This is a genomic window from Candidatus Binataceae bacterium (genome assembly GCA_035500095.1).
Lineage (GTDB): Bacteria > Desulfobacterota > Binatia > Binatales > Binataceae > JAKAVN01.
Map to the genome: position 1 here is coordinate 113,477 of DATJXN010000089.1, position 15,593 is coordinate 129,069.

17 protein-coding genes are annotated in these 15,593 nt (G+C 62.1%); 14 read left to right on the forward strand and 3 right to left on the reverse strand.

The window, feature by feature from the left end; genetic code table 11:
• The 9 genes from VMI09_09210 (at position 1) to VMI09_09250 (ending at position 8,010) form a co-directional block, all read left to right on the forward strand.
• Positions 1-798, forward strand: a complete 798-nt coding sequence (locus VMI09_09210; GenBank protein ID HTQ24862.1) for a hypothetical protein — start codon at positions 1-3, stop codon at positions 796-798.
• Positions 779-2,062, forward strand: a complete 1,284-nt coding sequence (locus VMI09_09215) for a Ni/Fe hydrogenase subunit alpha (protein ID HTQ24863.1) — start codon at positions 779-781, stop codon at positions 2,060-2,062. Before VMI09_09210 ends, VMI09_09215 begins: the two co-directional genes overlap by 20 nt.
• On the forward strand, positions 1,989-2,519 hold the full coding sequence (locus VMI09_09220; protein HTQ24864.1) for a hydrogenase maturation protease: 531 nt from the start codon (positions 1,989-1,991) through the stop codon (positions 2,517-2,519). The genes VMI09_09215 and VMI09_09220 overlap by 74 nt, the downstream gene beginning before the upstream one ends.
• Positions 2,520-2,858, forward strand: a complete 339-nt coding sequence (locus VMI09_09225; GenBank protein HTQ24865.1) for a hydrogenase maturation nickel metallochaperone HypA — start codon at positions 2,520-2,522, stop codon at positions 2,856-2,858.
• Positions 2,859-2,863: 5 nt separating this feature from the next.
• Positions 2,864-5,176 carry a carbamoyltransferase HypF gene (gene hypF, locus VMI09_09230; protein ID HTQ24866.1) on the forward strand — a complete coding sequence of 771 codons (2,313 nt, stop codon included), beginning with the start codon at positions 2,864-2,866 and terminating at the stop codon, positions 5,174-5,176.
• Positions 5,154-5,402 carry a HypC/HybG/HupF family hydrogenase formation chaperone gene (locus tag VMI09_09235; GenBank protein HTQ24867.1) on the forward strand — a complete coding sequence of 83 codons (249 nt, stop codon included), beginning with the start codon at positions 5,154-5,156 and terminating at the stop codon, positions 5,400-5,402. Before hypF ends, VMI09_09235 begins: the two co-directional genes overlap by 23 nt.
• Entirely contained in the window at positions 5,399-6,529 is a 1,131-nt protein-coding gene (hypD, locus tag VMI09_09240) for a hydrogenase formation protein HypD (GenBank protein ID HTQ24868.1), read from the forward strand. The genes VMI09_09235 and hypD overlap by 4 nt, the downstream gene beginning before the upstream one ends.
• Positions 6,530-6,532: 3 nt before the next feature.
• Complete coding sequence (hypE, locus tag VMI09_09245) at positions 6,533-7,579, forward strand: hydrogenase expression/formation protein HypE (protein HTQ24869.1); 1,047 nt, start codon at positions 6,533-6,535, stop codon at positions 7,577-7,579.
• Positions 7,580-7,833: 254 nt separating this feature from the next.
• On the forward strand, positions 7,834-8,010 hold the full coding sequence (locus VMI09_09250; GenBank protein ID HTQ24870.1) for a hypothetical protein: 177 nt from the start codon (positions 7,834-7,836) through the stop codon (positions 8,008-8,010).
• A 181-nt stretch (positions 8,011-8,191) separates the two neighbouring features.
• Here VMI09_09250 and VMI09_09255 read toward each other — a convergent pair whose 3' ends face one another.
• On the reverse strand, positions 8,192-8,368 hold the full coding sequence (locus VMI09_09255) for a hypothetical protein (protein HTQ24871.1): 177 nt from the start codon (positions 8,366-8,368) through the stop codon (positions 8,192-8,194).
• Positions 8,369-8,431: 63 nt separating this feature from the next.
• A complete protein-coding gene (locus VMI09_09260; GenBank protein ID HTQ24872.1) occupies positions 8,432-9,157 on the reverse strand; it encodes an iron-containing redox enzyme family protein in 726 nt (241 codons plus the stop codon).
• Positions 9,158-9,675: 518 nt separating this feature from the next.
• Here VMI09_09260 and VMI09_09265 point away from each other — a divergent pair.
• Positions 9,676-10,305, forward strand: coding sequence for a PDZ domain-containing protein (locus tag VMI09_09265; protein HTQ24873.1), 630 nt, complete (start codon positions 9,676-9,678; stop codon positions 10,303-10,305).
• Positions 10,306-10,342: 37 nt separating this feature from the next.
• On the opposite strand, the gene VMI09_09270 is transcribed toward VMI09_09265, so the two are convergent.
• Complete coding sequence (locus VMI09_09270) at positions 10,343-12,004, reverse strand: aldehyde dehydrogenase (protein HTQ24874.1); 1,662 nt, start codon at positions 12,002-12,004, stop codon at positions 10,343-10,345.
• A gap of 243 nt (positions 12,005-12,247) precedes the next feature.
• Here VMI09_09270 and VMI09_09275 point away from each other — a divergent pair, with 243 nt between their 5' ends.
• From VMI09_09275 to VMI09_09290, 4 genes are all read left to right on the forward strand, one after another.
• Complete coding sequence (locus VMI09_09275; protein ID HTQ24875.1) at positions 12,248-12,538, forward strand: hypothetical protein; 291 nt, start codon at positions 12,248-12,250, stop codon at positions 12,536-12,538.
• A 157-nt stretch (positions 12,539-12,695) separates the two neighbouring features.
• Positions 12,696-13,454 (forward strand): acyl-CoA dehydrogenase family protein, encoded by a 759-nt coding sequence (locus VMI09_09280; protein ID HTQ24876.1) that lies wholly within the window; start codon positions 12,696-12,698, stop codon positions 13,452-13,454.
• 199 nt (positions 13,455-13,653) lie between these two features.
• A complete protein-coding gene (locus tag VMI09_09285; GenBank protein HTQ24877.1) occupies positions 13,654-15,246 on the forward strand; it encodes a bifunctional 3-(3-hydroxy-phenyl)propionate/3-hydroxycinnamic acid hydroxylase in 1,593 nt (530 codons plus the stop codon).
• 144 nt (positions 15,247-15,390) lie between these two features.
• Positions 15,391-15,593: IS5/IS1182 family transposase (locus tag VMI09_09290; GenBank protein ID HTQ24878.1), on the forward strand; the 203-nt coding region annotated here is incomplete at its 3' end.

The following is a 15,593-nucleotide window of genomic DNA, read 5'->3' on the forward strand; positions in this document are numbered from 1 at the left end:
ATGGCCGCCGCACAACGCATGCGCAAACTCAAACTGGCAGTGTGGAAGTTCGCCTCGTGCGACGGCTGCCAGTTGAGCCTGCTCGATTGCGAGGACGACCTGCTCGCGCTCGCGGACCGCGTCGAGATCGCGAACTTTACCGAGGCCAGCAGCGCGACTGTCGGAGGCCCCTACGATCTCTCGCTGGTCGAGGGTTCGATCACGACGCCCCACGATGCCGAGCGCATCCGCGAGGTGCGCCGGCAGTCGCGCCGCCTGGTGACGATCGGCGCGTGCGCCACCGCCGGTGGAATCCAGGCGCTGCGCAACTTCGCCGACGTGAAGCAATTCGCATCGATCGTCTACGCCGCTCCGGCGTATGTCGCGACGCTGGATCGCTCCACGCCGATCGCCGCGCACGTTAAGGTCGATTTCGAGCTGCGCGGCTGTCCCATCAACAAGCTGCAGCTATTGGACGTGATCTCATCGCTGCTCGCGAGCCGCACGCCTTCCACCCCCGCGCATCCGGTCTGCGTCGAATGCAAGCGCCGCGGCACCGTATGTGTGATGGTCGCGCGCGGCGTGCCGTGTTTGGGACCGATCACTCACGCGGGCTGCGGCGCGCTCTGCCCGGCGTACGCGCGAGGATGCTATGGATGCTATGGGCCGAGCGATCGCCCGAACATGGAATCGCTCATGCGACAGTGGGCCGAAGCGGGCGTCAGCCGCGGCGAGATCGTCCGCGTCCTGCGCACGTTCAACGCCGCCGCCGAGCCGTTCGCGGCTGCATCGATGCGCCATGAAGACGATCAAGGTTGACTACCTCGCGCGCGTCGAGGGCGAGGGCGCCCTCCGCATCCGTTTCAAAGGCGACCAGGTGCGCGACGTCGAACTGCGCATCTTCGAGCCGCCACGTTTCTTCGAGGCGTTTCTGCGCGGGCGCTCATATCTCGAAGTGCCCGATATCACCGCGCGCATCTGCGGCATCTGCCCGGTCGCCTACCAGATGAGCAGCTGTGCCGCGATTGAGGATGCGGTCGGGGCTACAATCGCCGGAGCGCTCGCCGACCTGCGACGTCTCATCTACTGCGGCGAATGGATCGAGAGTCACGCGCTGCACATGTTCTTACTGCACGCGCCGGACTTTCTCGGCTATCCGGATGCGATGACGATGGCGCGTACGCATCGCGAGATGGTCCAGCGCGGATTACGCATCAAGAAGACGGGCAACGCGCTGGTCCGTTCGGTCGGCGGGCGCGAGGTGCATCCGATCAACGTCCGCATCGGCGGATTTCATCGCGCCCCCGAGCGCGGCGAGCTCGAGGCGCTAATGCCTGAGTTGGCCGCAGCCCGCGAGGACGCGATCATCGCCGCCGACTGGGTCGCCGGCTTCGATTTTCCGGATTTGTCGCGCGATTACGAGCTGGTCGCGCTTCGCGGCGACCACACATATCCGTTCATCGGCACCCGCATCGTGTCCAACAAGGGCCTCGACATCGACGTACGCGACTTCGACGATGCGTTCGAGGAAAGACAGGTGCCATACTCCAACGCGCTGCACGCGATGGTCAGGCAGCGCGGCGCCTACCTGTGCGGACCGCTGGCGCGCTTCAATCTGAACTTCGAACTGCTGTCCGATACGGCAAAGGACGCGGCGCGGCGGGCGAAGCTCGAAGCGCCGTGCATCAATCCCTTCAAGAGCATCGTGGTCCGCGCGGTCGAGGTGGTTCATGCGCTCGATGAGGCGATTCGGATCATTCGCGGCTATCAACCTCCGGCGAACTCCTGCGTCGAGTGCGCGCCGCGTGCGGCAATCGGCCATGGATGCAGCGAGGCGCCTCGCGGGCTCCTCTATCATCGCTATCAGATCGGTGATGATGGTCTCATCCACGACGCTAAGATCGTTCCGCCAACTTCGCAAAACCAGAAATCCATCGAAGATGATCTGTTGGCCTTGGCGCCGCAAATGATCAAGCTCGAACATCGCGCCGCGACCGCGATGGCGGAGCATGCGATCCGCAACCACGACCCCTGCATCTCGTGTGCGACGCACTTTCTCGATCTCACCCTGGAGCGCGAGTGAATTGCCGGCGCGGATCATCGGGATAGGACAGCCCATGGCCGGCGACGATGGCGTCGGCGTCGCAATCGCGCGCCGGGTGCGCGAGATATGCGAGCGCACGGATGTCGAGATAATAGAACTTTCAGAACCGAGTGCGCTGGTACCGTTGCTCATCGATGGCGCAAACCCGGTGGTGCTGATCGACGCTCTTGTCGGGGGCGGCGAACCGGGCGATGTGCTTCACTTCGCGCCGAAAGCCGGGTGGCGGAGTGCGCGACTACTGTCATCGCACGGAGTCGGTGTGCGCGACGCGATCGAGCTCGCGAAAATCCTGGAACCGGCGGCCGCGTCGCACAACATTGATATCGTGGCGGTTACGATCGTGCGGCCAGACCATTACTGCGAGAGCCTGTCGCCCGCAGTCGCGGCCGCGATCGATAAGGCGGCCGCGCTTGCGCTCCGGCTTGCGGGTGGCTGAATGCACGAATCCTCGCTGGCAAAGAAGATCCTTGACGCGGCGCTGGAGCTTGCGCCCGACGGGATGATTGTCGCGGTGCGTGGCTGGATCGCAGATACTGAAGCGATGGACCGGGCGAGCCTGGCGCTTCACTTCGCCGCGCACGCTCGCGAGACTCGTGCGGAAACGGCGCGGCTCGAGATGCGAATCGCCCAGGTGGCAGCGCGCTGCGTGCAGTGCGGCGAGCGTTACGCGCCCGACCATCTTATGATGCTCTGTCCGCGATGCGGCAGCACCGAGGCGCAACTGTTGGGCCGCATCGGCATCGGAATCGATGCGATCGACGTTGCGGCGGAGTGAACCTGATGGAAACCGCCGAAGCCATCGTTCGCCGCGCAATCTTCTGCGAGGGCGTCGTGCAGGGTGTCGGCTTCCGTCCATTCGTGTATAGGCTCGCCGCCGAACTCGAACTTAGTGGTTGGGTCTCGAACAGCGGCCGCGGCGTGGAAATCGAGGCCGAGGGAACGCCGTGGCGTCTCGACGAATTTCTCCGCCGCATCCGGGAGGACTATCCAGCGGGCGCGGCGCTCAGGCGCGTCGAAGTCCGCGCGCAGGCGCCGCGCAACGAACGCGGGTTTGCGATCGTTCAAAGTTCGGCCGGCGTCGACCCGAGGCCTGCGCTGCCGGTCGACCTTGCGATGTGCGCCGCGTGTCTCGCGGATATCCGCAACCCGCATTCGCAGCGCTACCGGTATCCGTTCACCACTTGCAGCAGCTGCGGCCCACGCCACTCGCTGGTCGTCGGCCTGCCGTACGATCGCGCGCGCACCACGATGTGCCGTTTCACGATGTGCCCGGACTGCGCGCGCGAGTACCACGATGAGCGCGACCGGCGTTTTCACGCCGAGACCATCGCGTGCCCTGCGTGCGGACCAAAGCTGAGCCTGATCGGCGCCGCGGGACGGGCGCTCGCGAGAGAGGATGCGGCGCTGCGGCTTGCCGCCCAAATGGTGTGCGACGGTCAGATCGTCGCGCTCAAAGGCATCGGCGGTTTTCAGCTGATCGTCGATGCACTCGATCCCGCCGCAGTTGCGCGATTGCGCCAGCGCAAGCACCGACCCGACAAGCCGCTCGCAGTGATGTTTTCGTCGGTTGAAGCGATGCGCGCACACTGCGCGTTGTCTAATGAAGACATGCGTGCTCTCGTGTCAGCGGCCGCACCGATAGTTCTGCTGCGGAAATCTGACCGTGAAATCGGCCCGAGGATCGCGGAGGGCGTGGCGCCGCGCAATCCGATGCTCGGCGCGATGCTCCCGTACACGCCGCTGCATGCGCTGCTACTCGAGGCGGTCCGGCGACCGGTCGTGTGCACGAGCGGGAACCTCTCCGAGGAGCCGATATGCACGGATACCGCCGAAGCGCTCACGCGGCTCGGCAATGTAGCGGACGCGTTCCTGACTCACAACCGGCCCGTCGCGCGCCCTCTCGACGATTCCGTGGTTCGCGTTGGCGCGCGGAGCGCGCGCACGATTCGGCGCGCGCGCGGCTACACGCCGGTCACCATCGACATTGGCGTTGGTCCGGCGGTGCTGGCGCTCGGCGGCCACGTGAAAAATACGATCGCGCTCGCGTTGGACCGCGAGGCGATCCTCAGTCAGCATATCGGCGACCTCGACAGCGCCGCTGCGCGCAATTCTTTCCAGCGTGCGATCGATGACCTGACATCGTTCTTCCGATGCAAACCGGAGTTGCTCGCGTGCGATCTGCATCCCGATTACGCATCGACGATCGCCGCCGAGCGGCTGACCGAGCGACTCGGCACGCCGCTCATCCGCGTGCAGCATCATCACGCACACGTCGCGGCGTGCATAGCCGAGCATCGGCTCGAAGGGCCTGTCCTCGGCTTCGCTTGGGACGGCACGGGTTATGGAACTGACGGAACTGTCTGGGGCGGCGAGGCGCTGGTCGTTCGCAGCGGAGCGTTCGAGCGCGTCGCGACCCTGCGGCAGTTCGCGCTTCCCGGCGGCGAGCGTGCGATCCGCGAGCCACGCCGCCAGGCGCTCGCCCTTCTTCGTGCCGCGGGCATAGCGCCGCATCGCTATCTCGGGCATTTGTTCGCGGGTGCCGAGATGGATCGGGTCGCAGGAATGGTTGACTCGCGCATCAACGCGCCGCTCACGTCGAGTATTGGCCGCCTTTTCGACGCAGTTGCAGCGCTCTGCGGATTTGGCGGCATCGCCAGCTTCGACGGGCAGGCCGCGATGGAACTCGAGCACGCGCTCGACAGTGATGCAGAGCAGTGCGGCGAATATTCGATCGGACTCGTCGGCGAAGGGCCGATAGTCGGGGACTGGACGCCCATGATCGACGCGCTGCTGGAAGATCTGCGCCAGGATGTTCCGATCGCACGCATCGCCGCGCGCTTTCATAACTCGCTCGCTGCGTTTGCCGTCAACGTCGCCAAGCGCGTCCAAATCGAGCGCGTCGTGCTTGGCGGCGGATGCTTTCAGAACGAATATTTGCTGAGCCGCACTGCGGCGCGACTCGAAGGAGCTGGACTCGAAGTCCATTTTCCGCGAAACGTGCCGCCCAACGACGGCGGAATCGCGCTCGGGCAGGCGTTCATCGCGCGGCAGATGGCAAGGGAGGCCGGACATGTGCCTGGGAATCCCCGGTAAAGTGCTGAGCATCGAGCGCGGCGATCTTCCACGCGCGCGAATCGACTTTGGCGGTATCATCAAGGACGCCTGCCTCGCGTTCGTGCCGGAGGCCGCGCCCGGCGACTACGTGATCGTGCATGCCGGCTTCGCCATCAGCCGCATCGATGAGGCGGAGGCGCGCCGCGTTTTCGAAGAACTTGATCGGATGGAAGAAATCGCCGAATCCAAGGAGCCGCGCGGGTGAAGTACGTTGACGAATATCGCGAGGCGCGCGCCGCGCGGCGTTTCGCGCGCGCCATCGCGCGCGTCACGACACGCCCGTGGCAAATCATGGAAGTGTGCGGCGGCCAGACCCATGCGATCGTAAGGTTCGGGATCGATCAGATGCTGCCGCGGGAAATTACGCTGATCCACGGTCCCGGATGCCCGGTATGTGTGACGCCGCTGGAAACCGTGGACAAAGCTATCGCAATCGCGGCGCGCGCCGGCGTGATCTTCTGCTCGTTCGGCGACATGCTGCGCGTGCCTGGGTCGGAACGCGATCTGCTCGGCGTCAAGGCCGGCGGCGGCGATGTGCGCGTGATCTATTCACCGCTCGACGCGCTCGCGCTGGCAGAGGCAAACCCGGATCGCGAAGTGGTGTTCTTCGCGGTCGGGTTCGAGACCACTGCGCCCGCGAATGCGATGGCCGTGTACGAGGCAAGGCGCCGCGGGCTCCGCAATTTCCTTGTCCTGGTCTCGCAGGTGATCGTGCCGCCGGCGATCGCGGCGATTTTGTCAGGACCGGACAGCAGAGTGAACGGACTCCTCGCCGCCGGCCACGTCTGTACCATCATGGGGATGGACGAATACGTTCCGATCGCCGAGCGCTACGGCGTGCCGATCGTCGTCACCGGTTTTGAACCTGTGGACGTCCTGCAGGGCGTTTACATGTGCGTTCGGCAACTCGAACAAGGCTCAGCGCGCGTCGAGAACCAGTACAGCCGTTCGGCGCGGACGGACGGCAATCGGGAGGCGCGCAGGATCATTGGCGAAGTGTTCGAAGTGGTGCCGCGGAAATGGCGCGGCATCGGCGAAATCGACTCAAGCGGGCTCGGCCTTCGTGCCGAATATGCGGACTTCGATGCCGAACTGCGATTCGGCGTGGGCACGCTGAGCGCCGAGGAGTCGGCTGAATGCTTGAGCGGGCTCATCCTGCAGGGTTTGAAAAAGCCGCCGGAATGTCCGGCGTTCGGCACCCGATGCACGCCCGAACGGCCCCTCGGGGCGACCATGGTCTCCTCGGAAGGCGCGTGCGCTGCGTATTTCCGTTATCGGCGAACAGTGATGGCCAGCGGCCGCGCGGGCGCGCTTAAGACGAGCGTGGTGTGAACTATGTCGAGAGATTTCCGATTGAGCTGTCCGCTGCCAAACCAACTTCCAGAGACAATTCAACTTGCGCATGGCGGCGGCGGACGCATGATGCGCTCGTTGCTCGAGCGGCTGTTCCTGCCCGCCTTCGCAAATCAGTGGCTCGACGCGCGTCACGACAGTGCGGTGATGCGGATCGGCGCGGAACGAATTGCATTCACCACCGACACCTATGTCGTAAGCCCGCTGTTTTTTCCCGGCGGCGACATCGGCAAGCTTGCGGTCTTCGGAACGGTCAACGACCTCGCGATGGCGGGAGCGCGTCCGCTCTATCTTAGCGCCGGCTTCATTCTCGAGGAGGGCCTGCCGCTAGCTATGCTCGAAATTATCGTCGCGTCGATGCGCGAGGCGGCGGCGGCGGCAGGCGTCGAATTGGTAACGGGCGACACCAAGGTCGTCGATCGCGGCAAGGGCGACGCGGTCTTCATCAACACCGCCGGCATCGGCGCGGCCGCGGACGTCGAGATCTCGCCGCGCCGCGTGCAGCCCGGCGACGTAATCATCCTGAGCGGCGACGTCGGCCGGCACGGGATTGCGATCATGTCGGTGCGCAAGGGGCTGAGCTTCGAAACCGCGCTGGAAAGCGACTGCGCGCCCTTGTGGCAACCCGTCTCCGCCCTGCTGCAGAAAGGCGTCGACGTTCACTGCATGCGCGATCTGACGCGCGGCGGTCTCGCCTCTGCGCTCAACGAGATCGCGTTAGACGCGGGAGTCGCGATCGCGATCGATGAAAGTGCGGTTGCGGTGTGCGAACCGGTGGCGGCAGCGTGCGAACTTCTCGGGCTCGACCCGCTGTACGTGGCGAACGAAGGGCGGTTCGTGGCTTTTGTCACGGCGGAGCATGCCGACCGCGCGCTCGACGTTCTGAGCGGATGCACCGTGAGCGCGCAGCCGCGCGTCATCGGCACAGTCGGCGCTCGCGGAGACGCGATCGTCGAGGCGCTGGGCGCGCTCGGCAACCCCAGGATTCTCGACCTGCTTTCAGGCGAGCAACTGCCGCGAATTTGCTGACCGCGACGTTCTAGTTCAATCGCGCCCTTCGAAAGGGCATCACCGCCGGCACGTTTCACAAGGACGACGGGGACGCTTGACCAGGGGGCGAACCGATCGATAAGCGTTTCATCGAGCCTGCTGCCGCGCTTGCGACGTTATCGCGTGCATTCCTGGCCGCCGCGAAATCGCGACTTCCCTCGCAGATGGACGCGCCGCGAGGATAGACGCGCCGCGATAAGACCGATAAGCCAATATTCGAGGAACAAGCGGCCATGAACCAACATCCACATGCGAAGACGCTCGCTCTTCTCCACGCCGCGCGCGATCAGGTCGCACGGCTTGAAAAGGAACGGTTGAATGACAACGAGCGAGCCGAACTCCTGGCCGTAGCGTTGTTGCGTCTCGACACTGCGATCGAGATCCTGCAGGCCGAATGGGGAGATCAATAGCATCCTCGACTCGGCTTGTCGGCATCGTGAGAATGCCGTTTCGTTGTCCGGGTTGCGCGCAACGCAGGCCTGGTCGGTGATGTGGTTACGACGACCTCGATCGCGATTGCCCTATCCCATCAGGCGTCGATGATGACTCGGAGCGCGGTGGTGGAGAGCCTCCTTCGATCGAAGGTTCTTCTTAATTGGCGTCCGATCCCTTTGCCCATTCCTTGGCCTTGGCGATCGCGATGCGTATTGCCTTACCTTCGTCATAGCCCTCCTCGAGCAAGGCATTGGCGATCTCAACCGCCTTAAGGCGCACTTCCGGCGGCAGGTTTCGCATCGATCGCGGGTAGTAAGTTTCGTCCCATGGCATCGTGCTTCATTCCCTTCTAACTACTGCGCACCCGCGCATCGACATGCCGAGGGACGTACAGGGCTACCTCCTTGTGGTGCCGTTTGGCGCGCGGTCGTATTCGTCCCCGGCTGCGCAAATGCCCTGGTAGAAGAGCTTCGCCGCATTAAGCGTGGAAATCAGCCCGGCGAAGATTTCCTCGCGATCTGCCTCGCTTCTTACATATCTCAAAATCGGTTCCCAGACCTCCTGACCCGCATGATCCTCGTCTGCTTTGAGATGATAGCTGAAGAAAAAGACCTCCTCGTCGTTGAGGCCAAAGGTCCGTTTCCAGACTTCCGGGTGAAAGTTGTTGTCGGGCATCGTGCTGAGGATAAATTCGTCGGCAGAGGTCGTTAGCCAGCCGACGATCCAGTGGCGCGCGCGGCACAAGTTCTCCCAAACATTAAATGCGGCGTCGACCAGAGGTAGCGGCCTGACGGAGTTCATCTCGGCGTCATCGATGCCGATGTTGCGCCCCATTTGCCAGAGGATTGCAGTGTGTCCTGTGCCGATCTGATCGTCCATCACCAGCTCCTGACGAATCTGGCCGATGGTTTTCCTGATGACTTCGAGATCGGGGCAGCGGCTCATCCATGCGGGACGCAGAACCGAACTCAGAAGGCGGTTTCTTAAAATGTGCTGTAGCAGGTACAGGCGCCCTCGGCCGGGCGTCAGGGGATCGCAGAACCAGCCGATTTCTTTCCCCACCTTGAGCGCGTAATCGGCGATCTCGTCTATGAGCGTCTTTGCGTGTTGATGTTCACTCATTGTGATCTCCTGCCTGGAATGTCCGCGCAGCGACTTGAAACTGGGCGGCCGCTGCGGAGCCGTCATCGTGAGCCGTCACGCCGCTTCATATGATCTTCCGCCTCCTCAGAAAACCGAGACACCCTCGGCGAGCAGTTCCGGCTTCTCCACCATGATCAGATGCCTGTGCGATTTTCGCAGTCTAGGCCGAAGCCCGTTTCTCTGTACAGCACGTGCTCCAGACCCGCGCGACCGCAAGCTGGATGACGGTGCTTTAAGCGCAATGATCCGCATCGAGGACGCTGATCATCAGACGTATCTGGAGGTGGTACCGACCGCATTGATATGGGACCCTACAGGAAGCAAACTCCTGGCCGGTCAGAAGATTGTCGGCCCTGAGGAAAGCGCGCACTTCCGCATCGCTCAGTGGTCGAGCGAAATAGCCGGCAACTCGATCAGCGTGAGGCCGCGCGGACAGCAATCGGCCATGCCTTGTGATGAGGATAAGACCAGCATCGCAACAGGTCGTTTTACCGCTATTGGCCGCGGCCGTGATTGTCGGAATAGGGCATCCGGGGCGCACGTCGGCAGGCGATACCGCCGAGATTCTAAAGTCCCCGCGCTCTCAGACGGCAGATACTAACTCCGTCCAACCTTCATCGGATAGCCAGGCCCCGCCTTACCGATTTGAGCCGGAGACGGCCGACCCCGAACCTCAGGGACTCAAGGGCTATCTGGATGCGAACGAGCAGATCTCGGTCTTCGGCATTGACCTGCGAGTCGAGACGCGTAGCGCGGAAAAGGAAATCCAGGGGTTGCTGGTCGTTGATATTGAGCCGGGAAGTCCCGGGGCCGCGGCGGGACTGCATCCATACCGACAGCCGATCCGTGATGTATTGAATGCCGTGGCAATGCTCGGCGTGATGACGTTTCCACCGGCGATAATAGTCGCGCCACTTACCGGATCGATCCCGCTTCACGAGAGCTATGATCTTGTAATCGGTATCGATGGGTTTCGCGTGGCTAGTTTCCTGGATTTTTATGAACGGGTTCGGGACACGCGGCCTGGCGAAGTCGTCTACCTGAACATCTTGCGCAACGGACATCGCGTCCAGGTACCGCTGCAGATAACGTCGGCGGTGCCGCCGCCGGAATCCTGGGTGCGATGACCCGGTCGAGCGACTGGCGTCGGATTCACGTATGCGTTTATGCGAAAGAGCCCTTCAAGATCGCGACGTTCTTGACGTCGCAGTAGAAATCGAAGCTCCAGTTACCGCCCTCGCGGCCGATTCCGGAATTTCGGGCGCCACCGAACGGAGCAGCGAGGTCACGGACGAAGAAGCAATTAACCCACACCGTACCGGCGGTTACCTGCGAAGCCACCTGCCACGCGCGCCGCTCGTCGCGCGAGAATACCATTGCCGCCAAGCCGTAGGTCGTATCATTGGCGAGCTCGATCGCTTCGTCCTCGTCCCTGAACGTGTTCCAGGTCAGAACCGGACCGAAGACCTCGCGTTGGAAAACTTCCATCTGGCGGCCGACGTTAGTCAGCAATGTCGGTTCATAGTAGAGTTCGCCGAAAGAGTCGCGTTCGCCGCCCCATAGGGGCTTGGCGCCGCTTTTCAAGGCCCGTTCGACGAAGCCCTGCACCTGGTTGAAATGCTCGCGGGTGATCAGCGGGCCCACCTTCGTCAACGGATCGCGCGGGTCGCCTACTTTAATCGTCGCCACTTCCTCGCTCACCCTGGCAAGAAATTCCTCCGCAATCGGCTCTTCGACGAGCACGCGAGTACCGGCCAGACAGACCTGGCCGGCATTGAAATACTGCCCCGCCACGGTTTGCGCCGCCGCCCGGAGATCGGCGTCTTTCATCACGATAAACGGAGACTTTCCCCCCAGTTCAAAGCTCACTGGCGTAATCGATTTCGCCGCCGACTGTCCGATCAGGCGGGCGGTATCCGTCGAACCTGTGAAACTGATGCGATCGACATCGGGGTGAGCCACCAGTGCGGCACCGGCCTCCTCGCCGATCCCCTGCACAACGTTGACGACGCCTGCCGGCACTCCCGCTTCGTCCGCGAGGTCGGCAAGCATTGAACAGGTTAGCGGCGCCCATTCCGGCGGCTTGACTACCAGCGTGTTACCGGCAGCCAGGGCCGGTCCAATCTTCCATGTCGTCAGCATCATGGGAGTGTTCCACGGGGTGATCAACGCCGCCACGCCGGCTGGATCGTAGCGAACGTGATTGTAAACATCCGGGGATTCGATCGTTTCGCGATTGAGCTTCAGCGCCCAATCCGCGAAAAAGGTGATGTTGAGCGCGGAGCGAGGCACCATCCGATGGACGTTGGCGGCAAGCAGCGAGCCGTTGTCCATCGTCTCTACCGCGGCGAGTTTCTTTCCGTGGCGCTGGATAGCTTCGCCGAAGCGATGCAGGATCGGATGGCGGCCCTCGGGCCCGAGCGCAGCCCACGCCGGAAACGCCCGCCGGGCAGCGGAGAGAGCAGCCTCTATCTCCTCCGCGCCGCCCGCCGATACGTCCGCGATGTGTGAGCAGTCGATCGGTGAAATTACCTCAAAGGTGCGTTCCGATTCTATTCGCTTGCCACCGATCCAATGCGCAGCGGATACCTCGACTCCGGCGACGCTGACGCGGGACTTTGTCGTGGCTTGTCTCATAAAAGCACCTCCTGAAGAGACCGTCCAAGAGCCGGAGAACTCGATCCAGAATCGTAATCGGCCATATAGCACGATTTCTCGCCCGTGCTGAGCGCAAATGCCTGTCTTACAAGGGGGAGGCTTGCGCAGTAAGCCAAAATGCTCGAGGCGCAGCCGAGCATCGCAGAGATGCATCTCCGCCAGGCGCACCTGACGAGGCGCCTGCTGTCGGTCTTACATGTCCATGCCGGCAGAGAAGGATTTCTGAATCATGGCGAGGCAGTCGCGGGGGTGGGTTTCACTGGACATATCGAGATCAACGGCGCATATGTCGACCTGCATCGCCATCAGCGCGAGTGAGATGCCCGCACGCAGCCCGAGTGCGGCACGCCTCGGCCGTCGCGATCTGAGAAATCATAAGGTAAGCCTGCGCGATAACTCCAGGGTATAAAGATGGACTTCCAACTTGATGCAGATTTGGAGCGTATTCAGAGACTGGCGCGGGAACTCGCCACGGATTTCGCCAAGCGACCTGTTCAACACGATCAGGAGATAACATCTCCCGATGAGAACTGCGCCAAGCTCAAGGAAGCCGGCTTCTATGGACTGGTGGCACCCAAACAATACGGTGATCAGGAGCAGGTGTGCTCGGTTGGGTCGTCGCCGCAGAAGAGCTCGCTCAAGGATGCACTTCGACTGCGGTCTCTTTCAACATGCATGTTGCGACGCTCGCGACCTACCTGATGAAGGCCAATTTTGCCGAACGCTACAAACAACGCCTCGCGAACGAGATCGTGAGAGAAAATAAACTGCTCGCCGCGATTCTCTCTGAGCCAGGCACCACGGGCCTTTTGCCCTCAACTTTTGCATGTGCGACCCAAGCCCGCAGGGTGGACGGGGGATGGCGGCTGAATGGGCGAAAAGGGTTCGCACCATGGCGCAGTCGGCCGACGTCATTAACATTTTTGCCCATCCGGAGGAGTCGGCGGACCCCGAAACCGCGCTCAGCTTTTTAATCTCTCCCAGACTGGACGGGATCCGCGTCGAGCGAAACTGGTATACCCTCGGAATGCGCGCAACCAGAAGCGACAATCTAGTGCTCGAGAACGTCTTCGTGCCTGAGGAGCCGCTCTATTGCTCGATTCCTAATGCGGGCGCTTTCGTTTCTGAAAGCGAACCGCTCTACAATCTTCCCTATACGGCTGTGTATCTGGGCGTCGCCGTAGGAGCGCTGGAAGCCGCCAAACGGGCAGTGCGTCAGCGCCGGCCACGGGGTTACCGCCAGTCGCTCGCATACCATCCCGATGTCCGAAGACGGATCGCCCAAGCCGCTGCCCAGATAGACGCCGCGCGTTTGATGACCCGCAACTGCGCCTGGCATCTTGATCGGGAAGGTCAGACTCCGACGGTGACCGCGAGCTATTTCAAAACCAAATATTTTGTCGGCGAAACCGTCGCCTCAGTTACTCGATCATGCCTCGAGATGGGCGGCGCGCACGCATTGTTCAAGGGTAATACACTGGAGCTGCTATTTCGCGATGGCGCCACCGCAACAATTCATCACCCATCTTCTGACTACTGTCTGTCAGAAGCCAGCATCTATGAACTCGGATTGGAGAAGGACGAGGTTCAAGCGGCGATTCCTAAGGGCTGGACCTGATTTACTCTTCAACGATTTTTGGCTCCTTCGATCATACAAAACTACGACCACGAGCGTTCGATCCTGCAGCGCTTGCCTCTGGCGCGGCGTGCAGCCGAGAATTAGAACCCTTGGCTTGACGAATTCGGATCTCTCCGGCAGAAGACGACGGTTCGCCCATACAATGACATCCTGAAGGATTTGAACAAATGTAGTGCCGATGGCCGAGGAAATTCACAGTGTGCTCGTGGTGGGCGGGGGCCCGGTCGGGCTCGCGATGGCCGCCATGTTGGGCAAGGCGCGCCACAAGGTCGCGCTGTTCGAGCGCTGGCCTACGCGGTACGGCTTGCCACGGGTCGGCGGTATCGATGCCGAGATGATGCGGATTTTTCACTCGCTCGGGATGGGTGGTCATTGGTTCGACGACATGATCTATCCGCGCAGTTATTCCTGGCACGGCATCAACGGAGAAGAGCTCCAGGACTTGCGGCGCGGGCGGCCCGAAGTGGAAGTTTCGGGCTGGCCCGGGTTCGTCCTGCAGTATCAGCCGTATCTCGAGGACGAGCTCGCCAAAGTCGTCGAGTCTTCTCCCACGGCCGAGCTCAATCGCGGCTGGGAAGTGATCGAAATCCGCCAGCACAGCGATCATCTTGAATTAAAAGCCCGCGAGATGAAGCTCACCGCCGCTGGCGAGATAGCGCCTACCGGCGCGACGCGCGTGGCGCGCGGACGTTTTCTGGTAGGGGCCGACGGCGCCAACAGCTTCGTTCGGAGCATCGTGGGTCAGCCGATCGAGGATCTCGGGCTCACAACACGTTGGTTTCACGTCGATTCCCGGATCAACGCCGCGGGGCGCGGCAAAATCACGCGTGTCGCGCAATACTGCGAACCATCAAGACCCTACATGTGCATGCCGATGGGCAAGAGTCATTATCGCTTCGAGTTCATGGTAATGCCCGAAGATGACGAAGCCGAGTTGCTCAAGCCTGAGACCGCGTGGCACTTCATGGAGCCGTGGCTCCGACAAGGCGACGTTGAGATCGTGCGCCACATGATTTACTCGGTCGCCTGCCGGCTGGCCGGGAACTGGCGGCACGGGAGAATCCTTCTGGCCGGCGACGCCGTGCATCAGATGCCACCCAAGCTTGGCCAGGGAATGTGTTCGGGGATTCGCGATGTCTTCAACCTCGCGTGGAAGTTCGACCGTATCCTGAATGGCAAGGCCGGTCTCTCGCTACTCGATACTTATACTGCTGAACGTTTGCCGCACGTGCGGGATTTGATCGAGCTTTCGGCCCATCACACGCGCCTCGTGTGCGAAATCGATCCCGAGCGGGCACGCGCGCGCGACGAAATGTATCTGGCAGGAAGGGCTCCGGCGCTCAAGCCGTTGCCATGGCTGCGCGACGGCATCGTTTACGGCAGTTCTGGCTCGGCCGATCGCGTGGCCGGCCGGCTCGGCCCGCAGGGCAGGATATCATTGAACGGAGTCGCCGGATTTGCCGACGATCTGATGGGCACCGGTTGGTCAGTTGTGAGCATGAAGGACGTGCAACCCAATTTGAGAGCCGATCGGCGCATCTTCTTGGAATCCCTGCAGACGCGTTTTTTGAGAATCGCGCGTAATGCGAGCAAGGCAGGTCGCGGCGAGGCTATCGATCTCGACGGTGTGTACGGGCGCTTTTTCGGTGAGGCAGGCGTCGAGAGCGTGCTGGTGCGGCCGGATTTTTACATCTTCGGCGCCGCCGGCTCGGCGCAGGAATTTGACGGGGTAGTGGACGACCTGCACCGCCAGTTGGTCGAACATCAGTAGGCTGCAGTTTGCCAATTCTCTGAAGCAACAGCTATTTTTTTAATGTCGAGCCCGTCCGGAAAGTAGACAACTAGGGAAGCTCTGCATAAGTGTTTCGGTTCGGTATAAATAGTTAGTTGGGTCGGCGGGTGTGGAGGAGAGGAGATGGGTAATCAGCGGACGTTCGCATCGCTGGCGTGGAATGGGAAGGGCAAAGTGACCGGGCGCGAGCGGTTTCTGGGCGAGATGGATGCGGTGATTCCATGGTCGCGGCTGGTCAGGCTGATCGAACCGCACTACCCCAAAGCCGGACAAGGTCGCCAGCCGTTGGGACTGGAGAAGATGCTGCGGATTTACTTCTTGCAGCA

Bases quoted from the DNA above. Each gene is read 5' to 3' on its own strand.
- VMI09_09280 (HTQ24876.1), top strand. From the start codon at position 12,696: ATGGCGGCTGAATGGGCGAAAAGGGTTCGCACCATGGCGCAGTCGGCC.
- VMI09_09215 (HTQ24863.1), top strand. From the start codon at position 779: ATGAAGACGATCAAGGTTGACTACCTCGCGCGCGTCGAGGGCGAGGGC.
- VMI09_09275 (HTQ24875.1), top strand. From the start codon at position 12,248: ATGGACTTCCAACTTGATGCAGATTTGGAGCGTATTCAGAGACTGGCG.
- VMI09_09255 (HTQ24871.1), bottom strand. From the start codon at position 8,368: ATGCCATGGGACGAAACTTACTACCCGCGATCGATGCGAAACCTGCCG.
- VMI09_09220 (HTQ24864.1), top strand. From the start codon at position 1,989: ATGCGATCCGCAACCACGACCCCTGCATCTCGTGTGCGACGCACTTTC.
- VMI09_09210 (HTQ24862.1), top strand. From the start codon at position 1: ATGGCCGCCGCACAACGCATGCGCAAACTCAAACTGGCAGTGTGGAAG.
- VMI09_09285 (HTQ24877.1), top strand. From the start codon at position 13,654: ATGGCCGAGGAAATTCACAGTGTGCTCGTGGTGGGCGGGGGCCCGGTC.
- VMI09_09225 (HTQ24865.1), top strand. From the start codon at position 2,520: ATGCACGAATCCTCGCTGGCAAAGAAGATCCTTGACGCGGCGCTGGAG.
- hypF (HTQ24866.1), top strand. From the start codon at position 2,864: ATGGAAACCGCCGAAGCCATCGTTCGCCGCGCAATCTTCTGCGAGGGC.
- VMI09_09235 (HTQ24867.1), top strand. From the start codon at position 5,154: ATGTGCCTGGGAATCCCCGGTAAAGTGCTGAGCATCGAGCGCGGCGAT.
- hypE (HTQ24869.1), top strand. From the start codon at position 6,533: ATGTCGAGAGATTTCCGATTGAGCTGTCCGCTGCCAAACCAACTTCCA.
- VMI09_09260 (HTQ24872.1), bottom strand. From the start codon at position 9,157: ATGAGTGAACATCAACACGCAAAGACGCTCATAGACGAGATCGCCGAT.
- VMI09_09250 (HTQ24870.1), top strand. From the start codon at position 7,834: ATGAACCAACATCCACATGCGAAGACGCTCGCTCTTCTCCACGCCGCG.